This window comes from Terrabacter sp. P5_B1, from assembly GCF_056400505.1.
The window spans coordinates 1-6914 of sequence record NZ_JBFULD010000228.1 but is presented as its reverse complement, the minus strand read 5'-3'; the positions used below and the strand labels follow the sequence as shown (position 1 = coordinate 6914).

Sequence of the window (6914 nt, the reverse complement as noted above, 5' to 3'; positions counted from 1 at the left end):
ACCGGGGACTGGGCGGCCATGAAGCGGTCACTCCTGGCCGGGGTCGCCATGTTCGCCCTCTTCTTCATCCTCGTGCTGATTGCCCCGGCTGGAGGAATGGGTTTCGGCGACGTGAAGCTGTCGGGCCTCCTCGGGTTGCTCCTCGGGTGGCTCAGCTGGGGTCACGTCCTGGTCGACACGCTGGCCACCTTCGTCCTCGGCGGCGTGGTCGCAGTGGCGCTACTGATCACTGGACGGGCACGCCGGGGCAGCACCTTCGCTTACGGCCCAGTCATGCTGGTGTCCGCGTGTGCCACGATCAACATCTTGGCCGGAGCAGTTGGTGCCTTGCTGTGAAGGCCATTGATCCGAGCAAGACACTCAGGAATGGGTCACCGGGGAAACTCGCCACCGCAGTCGACTCCGTCCTGACTCCCGAGCGACTCCGTGTCTACTCGGCGGTGCTCGTCATCGGGTTCGGGGTGTCGCTGGCCCTTTCGTGGGCCCTTCCCGGCGGCCAGACGCCTCTTCCCGACTACGCTGCCCGCTGGACCGCGGGCCGGCTGCTGTTGGACGGGCGTCTGGGGAGCCTCTACGACCCCGCCGTCCAAGCCGCAATGCAACAGCAGGAGCTGGGCTCGACCGGGCTGTCGTGGTTCGTCTCACCGCCCTTCGTGGCGATCCTCTTCGCACCGCTTGCCGTCGTCCCCTATTGGCTCAGCTGCGCGTTGTGGAGTGCCATCTCGGTCGGCGCGCTGTTCCTCTCGCTCCGATTGCTGCAACCCCTTGCGCCCTCGGTCCTGAAAGAGCGCTGGGGATCGGTCATCTGGCTGATCATCGCGTCGTACCCAGTGCTGGAACTGGTGGGCGGCGGGCAGGACACGACACTCGTCCTTCTCGCCATCGTCCTCGGAATCCGTCTGTTGAACGCTGGATGCGACCTCGGAGCCGGCGGAGTGTTGGCTCTCGGGTGTATCAAGCCACAACTCGTGTTCCTCGTACCGGCCCTCCTGCTGTGCCAGCGAAGGTTTCGCGCCCTGTCGGCGTTCTTCAGTTTGGGGATGGCCTTGGTCGCCGTCTCGATGTTCATGGTGGGCCCTGATGTCTTCCATTCGTGGTTGGAGCTTCCTCACTCCCAGCCCTACGCCACAGCCGTACAGCAGGATCAGGCGTGGAAGGCGGTGAGCGCTTCCGCGTGGCTCACTGCCGTCGCCCCGCCAATCGGGGGTAGCTCGATGCAATGGGCTACGACTGCGGTGGGCTTGGCATTCTGCATACCGGGCATCGTTGCTGTCCGAAGTCGCGGAGTCGTCGGCCTCACAGACTGGGCCCTTGTGTTGGCCGTTACCGTCGTCGCCTCCCCCCACTTCATGGCGTACGACCTCGTTCTTGCAATCCCTGTCCTCATGGGGTTGGCCGAGTGCGCGTGGACGGCCGTCACGCGCGTCAGCCTCGCCGTCACGTTCGTTCTGCTGTGGCTCATCGCACCGCTGCACGCCCTCGTGGGCTCGGCCCCATGGCCGCTTCGCGCAATCGGCGCTCCGTGGGCAGCTCTTGCGTTCATCGTCCTCTGGAGAACGCTCGTTCGCCATTCACGCTACTCGAACGAGGCCTCCTGCCCTCGACCCGGGAGGGCCAGGTAGGGGACCGGCTCGTGATGCGGGTCGCCGCTGGAGGTGAAGGACCCCACTACCCGGAGGCTCTCCCCGACGAGGTGCTCCGTAGAGACGGCTGACCGTCCCGGCTATGACGCCCTGGACGCCGTTCATCCGGGTCCGGCGCGCACGGCACCCGCATGCGGTCAAGGCAGATCTGGCGAGGGCGATGGCCCCTGAACAGACTCCGCCCACTCCCGCACGCGAATGTAGTGGCGCAATTGCGCTCCTAGGATTGATGTCCTTCAGTCGGATTTGCCCGCGTCGCAGGCGATCTCATTCACTGCTTCCCTTTTGGCGTGAGCCATCTATGGTCCTCCCAGGTCTGCTCAGCGATGCGGTTGGACATACCGGCGGATGGAGCCACCCGCCTCGATAGGCTGGACCTGGGTTGGCGCCGTGGTGCGCGGACCCAAGGTGTGCCGGGAAGTCTGGTCGGCGTCCGATGACCCATCCCCGAAGGGACCTCCGGTGAGCGACCCGCACTCCTCCACCAACCCGACGACGCAGCCGATGCCCGGCACGACGGACCGGCTCCTCGGCCGTGGCAGCTGGCGCGAGGCTCGCTACGTCGCAGACCTCCTCCGCACCGAGACCGTCGGTGGCGCCATCCTCCTCGCGGCCGCGGTCGCCGCCCTCGTCTGGGCGAACTCGCCGTGGCGAGAGGGCTACGCCACGCTCCGCGACACCGTCATCGGTCCGCCCGCGCTGCACCTCGACCTGTCCCTCGGGACCTGGGCGGCCGACGGCCTCTTGGCGGTCTTCTTCCTCGTCGCCGGCATCGAGCTCAAGCGCGAGTTCGTCGCCGGTGACCTGTCCGACCGGCGCAAGGCAGCCCTGCCGATCGCCGCCGCCGTCTGCGGCGTCGCCCTGCCTGCCGTTCTGTTCGTGGTCACGGCCACGCTGATGAGCCAGGGCGACAGCGCGAGCGAGGTGGACGGCATACTCCGCGGCTGGGCCATCCCGACCGCCACTGACATCGCCTTCGCACTGGCGGTGCTCGCCGTCATCGGCACGCACCTTCCAAGCGCCCTCCGGTCCTTCCTGCTGACCCTCGCGGTCGTCGACGACCTCATCGCCATCACGATCATCGCCGTTTTCTACACCGATACCGTCAACCTCATCTGGCTGCTGGCCGCCGTTGTCCCCCTCGCCGCGTGGCGCCTCCTCCTCGAGCGGAAGATCACCAATCCCTTCGTTCTTGCGGTCCCCGCCTTGCTCGCCTGGGGCTTCGTCCACTCGAGCGGCGTTCACGCGACGGTTGCCGGCGTCCTGCTCGGCCTCCTGGTCCCCGTCAGCCGTGAGGTGGAGGACGACCCCGACCGGCACTCGATGGCGGAGCGCATCGAGCACCGCATCCGTCCCTTCTCTGCCGGTTTCGCGGTCCCGGTCTTCGCGTTCTTCGCTGCCGGCGTCACGGTGGTCGGTGGCGGCATCGGCGCCGCCCTGCGTGATCCGGCCGCGATCGGTGTCGTGGTGGGCCTCGTCGTGGGCAAGACGATCGGCGTCCTCGGCGGCACGTGGGCGGTCGCCCGGTTCACCCGTGCCGAACTCGACGAAGACCTTGCCTGGACCGACGTCTTCGGACTCTCCGTGCTGTCGGGAGTGGGCTTCACCGTCAGCCTGCTCGTCGGCGAGCTCGCCTTCGGCAACGGCTCCGAGCGGGACAACCACGTCAAGCTCGCCGTCCTCTGCGGCAGCCTCATTGCGGCCTTGCTGGCGACCATCGTTCTCCGCCTGCGCAACCGGCACTACCGGCTCGTGGAAGCTCGCGAGACCGCCGACCTCGACCACGACGGGGTCCCCGACGTCTACCAGGCCGAGGGACGGCTCGATCCGGCGTGATGGTGCCGGGCGCGCACGTCCGGGTACGGACTGCACAGTAAGGTTGCACCGGGCAGGCGCGACCGCACACACACCAACGAGCACCGAGGAAGTGAGCCGATGAGCACGGACCCCCGGCAGGAGCGGACACTGGGCCAGCTGGTCGCCTCCGCGACACAGGACATCTCGACGCTCGTTCGCAGCGAGATCGCCCTGGCCAAGGCTGAGGTCTCGGTGCAGGTCAAGAAGGCGGGCGTCGGCGGAGGCCTGCTCGCCGGAGCGGCCGTCGTCGGCTTCTACTCCGTCTACTTCATCTTCATCACGATGGCCGAGGGCATCCAGGCGCTGGGGCTGCCGCGCTGGCTCAGCTTCCTGATCGTCACCGTCTTCATGCTCATCGTGGCGGGCGTGCTGGCCCTACTCGGCGTCAGGAAGATGAAGACCGTCAAGCCGACGCCGGAGAAGACGATCTCCGAGGCTCAGGAGACGGTCGCGGCGCTGAAGTCGGCGGCCGAGCACCCGGGCACCACAGTCCCGGCACCTCGCCCCGCGTGGGACCGCAAGGACCTCCCGGCGACGCCGGCCGTCAGCGCATCTGCTCCGACGACAGCCGTGACGTCGAGCAACGGCGCCACGGCCAGCACGCCGGACCCGTCCCGCGACGCCTGAGCCAGCCGCCACCCGACCCGCACCCATGTCCGTCGACGCTGCCTTCGTCAATATCGACGGACCCTGGGAGCACCGCTACGTCTCCGCCAACGGCGCCCGCTTCCACGTCGCCGAGATCGGGGACGGGCCGCTCGTGGTGATGCTCCACGGCTTCCCGCAGTTCTGGTACGCGTGGCGACACCAGATGATCGCCCTCGCCGACGCGGGCTACCGCGTCGCCGCGATGGACCTCCGCGGCTTCGGCGGGTCCGACAAGCCGCCCCGTGGCTACGACACCTACATGGCGACGCTCGACGTCGACAGCGTCATTCGCGCCCTCGGCGAGAAGGACGCCGTTGTCATGGGCCAAGGTCTGGGCGGCTGGATCTCCTGGTGCATGCCGACACTGCGCCCCGACGTCACACGCGCCATCGCCGCCCTGTCGATGCCACACCCCCGGGTCATGCGCCACGCGACGTGGAGCAACCCCAAGCAGCGGCGCGCCTCGGCGTGGATCGCCGGGCTGCAGAAGCCCTTTCGTCCCGAGCGCGAGATGGCCGCGTCGCACGACTACGTCGAGGGCCTCCTCCGCTCGTGGGCCTCGCCCTCAGGCACCTTCCCCACGGCGGAGGACGTCTCCCGCTACGGCGACGGCATGATGATCCCCTTTGTGGCCCACTCGGCCGCGGAGCACTACCGCTGGCTCGGCCGATCCTCCGTGCGCCCCGACGGCCCACTCTTCATGCGGCGGATCCGTCACGCGATCCGCGTGCCCGTGCTGCAACTCCAAGGCACTGACGACGGCTGCGTCATCGCTGCCGTGACCCACGGGTCCGGCGCGTTCGTGCCCGGCGACTACCGGCAGGTCAAGGTCCCCGGCGCCGGACACTTCCTCACCGAGGAGGCGCCGGACAAGGTCAGCGCCGCCCTGGTCGCGTGGCTCGGATCCCTTGGCTGACATGGAGATCGAGCTGCCCGACGCCGGCGGGGTCACATGGTCGGTGTGCGTCCGTGACGGATCAGGTATGCCGTTGGGCGCGGTCGGCGAGGACGTGGCCTTGCGCACGGCGTCCGTCGGCAAGGTGCTGCTCCTCATAGAGACGGCCCGGCTCATCGCGTCCGGCGAGCTCTCCCCCGACGAGCCGCTGACCCGGTCCGTCGACCTCTGGGTCGGCGACTCCGGCCTGTGGCACACGCTCTCCGTCGAGACGCTCCCCCTCATCGACGTCGCAACCCTCGTCGGAGCCGTCTCCGACAACCTGGCGACCAACGTCCTGCTCAGCCGCGTCGGGCTGGCCGAGGTCGCTGCTCGTGCCACGTCTCTGGGCCTGCGCGCCACCGCTCTGCACGACCGGGTGCGGGACGTCCGCGAGGCCGATCACCCCACGACGCTCTCGACCGGCACCGCGGGTGAGCTCAGCGCCCTCATGTCCCGCCTCGCGTCCGACACGGCTTCGGGTCCCGCTGCGGATCGGCTCGTGCGGCAGTGGCTCTCGGCCAACGTCGACCAGTCGATGGTCGGGTCTGCCCTCGTCGAGCAGGGCGGCTTGGACCCCATCGCCCACCATTCGTCGCTGGGGCTACCCACGACCTTCTGGAACAAGACAGGGACCGACGCCGGGGTCCGCGCCGACGCCGGTGCTGTGACGGCTGGCGCCCGGACGGTCACGTGGGCCGCCATAGCCAACTGGGAGCCCGCGCCRGGAACCACGCTCGATCACTTGACGGTCTGGGCAGTCCTCCGCGGGATGCGCCACATCGGTGAGCAGGTTCTCACCCAGCTCTAGACACCCTGTCGCCGGACCCCTCCGCGCTTCGGGCAGCGGTCACACGGCGCGCTTTACCAAGAAGATACCAATTGGCGATTTTGCCAACATTTGGTAAACGGTGTACCTAGACTCCGCCTCATGGGCCACAGGGGGACGGTCGGTCGCAGGGGACCGAGTGGTGGGATGGCCACCTCGGCCGCAGTGCCGACCTTGGTGGGCTGGGCTCTCGGCATCGCCGTCACAGCAGCCATCCTCGGCACCCCCTACCTGCTCTTCGCCTACCACGACCCACAGCTGCATCTGGTCCTTGACTCCGCCGACACCGGCGTCGCCCTGCTGGTCGCCTTCCTGATCTGGGGCCGGTACCGGCGCAGCGGGCGCCTGCAGGATCTGCTGCTGGCCGGCGGGCTCCTGCTCCTCGCAGTGGCCGGACTCGGAATGACCCTGGGCCTGCACCTCCTCGGCCTCGACGACGGGCGCGCCGACGTGTGGCTGCCTGTCGCCATCCGCGTGGTGGGCGCAGCCCTGGTCCTCGCCGCGGCCGTGGCAGGCGCGCGCCTGGTCCCCGACGGCTGGACACGGCCTCTCAATGTCCTCCCCTGGGCGACCGTCGTCTTCGGTCTCGTGCTGACCTACGTGTTACGCGGATCGCTCCCAGTTCCGCTGGCCGCCACGCCTCCTGCGTCTGCCGAGCGCCCGGTCATCGCGGGACACCCGGCCCTGCTCGTCACCTACGGCGTGACGGCGGCCTGCTTCGCAGCGGCCTCGGTCCTCTTTGCGGCAAGGGCCGGTTCGCGCCCCGGGGGGCGAGACGAGCTGCTCCGCATGCTTGGTCCCGCCTTCGCGCTGGCAGCCTTCGCGCGCCTGAACTACCTACTCTTCCCGTCGCTGTACAGCGACTGGCTCTACACCGGCGACCTGCTGCGAACGGGGTCGTATGCCGTTCTCCTCGTCGGCGCCGCCCGCGAGATCAGCCACTACTGGTCTGCCCAGGCCCGCGCGGCGGTGCTCGAGGACCGCCGCCGGCTCGCTCGTGAGC

General features: G+C 68.9%; 7 protein-coding genes. All 7 read left to right on the top strand.

Annotation, left to right across the window (positions count from 1 at the left end; translation table 11 throughout):
• On the top strand, positions 1-336 hold a 336-nt coding region (locus tag AC1DP0_RS15430; RefSeq protein ID WP_478085690.1), incomplete at its 5' end, for an A24 family peptidase.
• Positions 333-1622 carry a glycosyltransferase family 87 protein gene (locus AC1DP0_RS15425; RefSeq protein ID WP_478085687.1) on the top strand — a complete coding sequence of 430 codons (1290 nt, stop codon included), beginning with the start codon at positions 333-335 and terminating at the stop codon, positions 1620-1622. The genes AC1DP0_RS15430 and AC1DP0_RS15425, both read left to right, overlap by 4 nt.
• 525 nt (positions 1623-2147) lie before the next feature.
• On the top strand, positions 2148-3479 hold the full coding sequence (gene nhaA, locus AC1DP0_RS15420; RefSeq protein WP_478085693.1) for a Na+/H+ antiporter NhaA: 1332 nt from the start codon (positions 2148-2150) through the stop codon (positions 3477-3479).
• Between the two features lie 99 nt (positions 3480-3578).
• Positions 3579-4127 (top strand): phage holin family protein, encoded by a 549-nt coding sequence (locus AC1DP0_RS15415; protein ID WP_478085683.1) that lies wholly within the window; start codon positions 3579-3581, stop codon positions 4125-4127.
• 25 nt (positions 4128-4152) lie between these two features.
• A complete protein-coding gene (locus AC1DP0_RS15410; RefSeq protein WP_478085679.1) occupies positions 4153-5064 on the top strand; it encodes an alpha/beta fold hydrolase in 912 nt (303 codons plus the stop codon).
• Between the two features lies 1 nt (position 5065).
• On the top strand, positions 5066-5893 hold the full coding sequence (locus AC1DP0_RS15405) for a serine hydrolase (protein WP_478085675.1): 828 nt from the start codon (positions 5066-5068) through the stop codon (positions 5891-5893).
• A gap of 165 nt (positions 5894-6058) precedes the next feature.
• Positions 6059-6914 (top strand): hypothetical protein (locus AC1DP0_RS15400; RefSeq protein ID WP_478085673.1); only part of this gene is annotated, 856 nt, incomplete at its 3' end.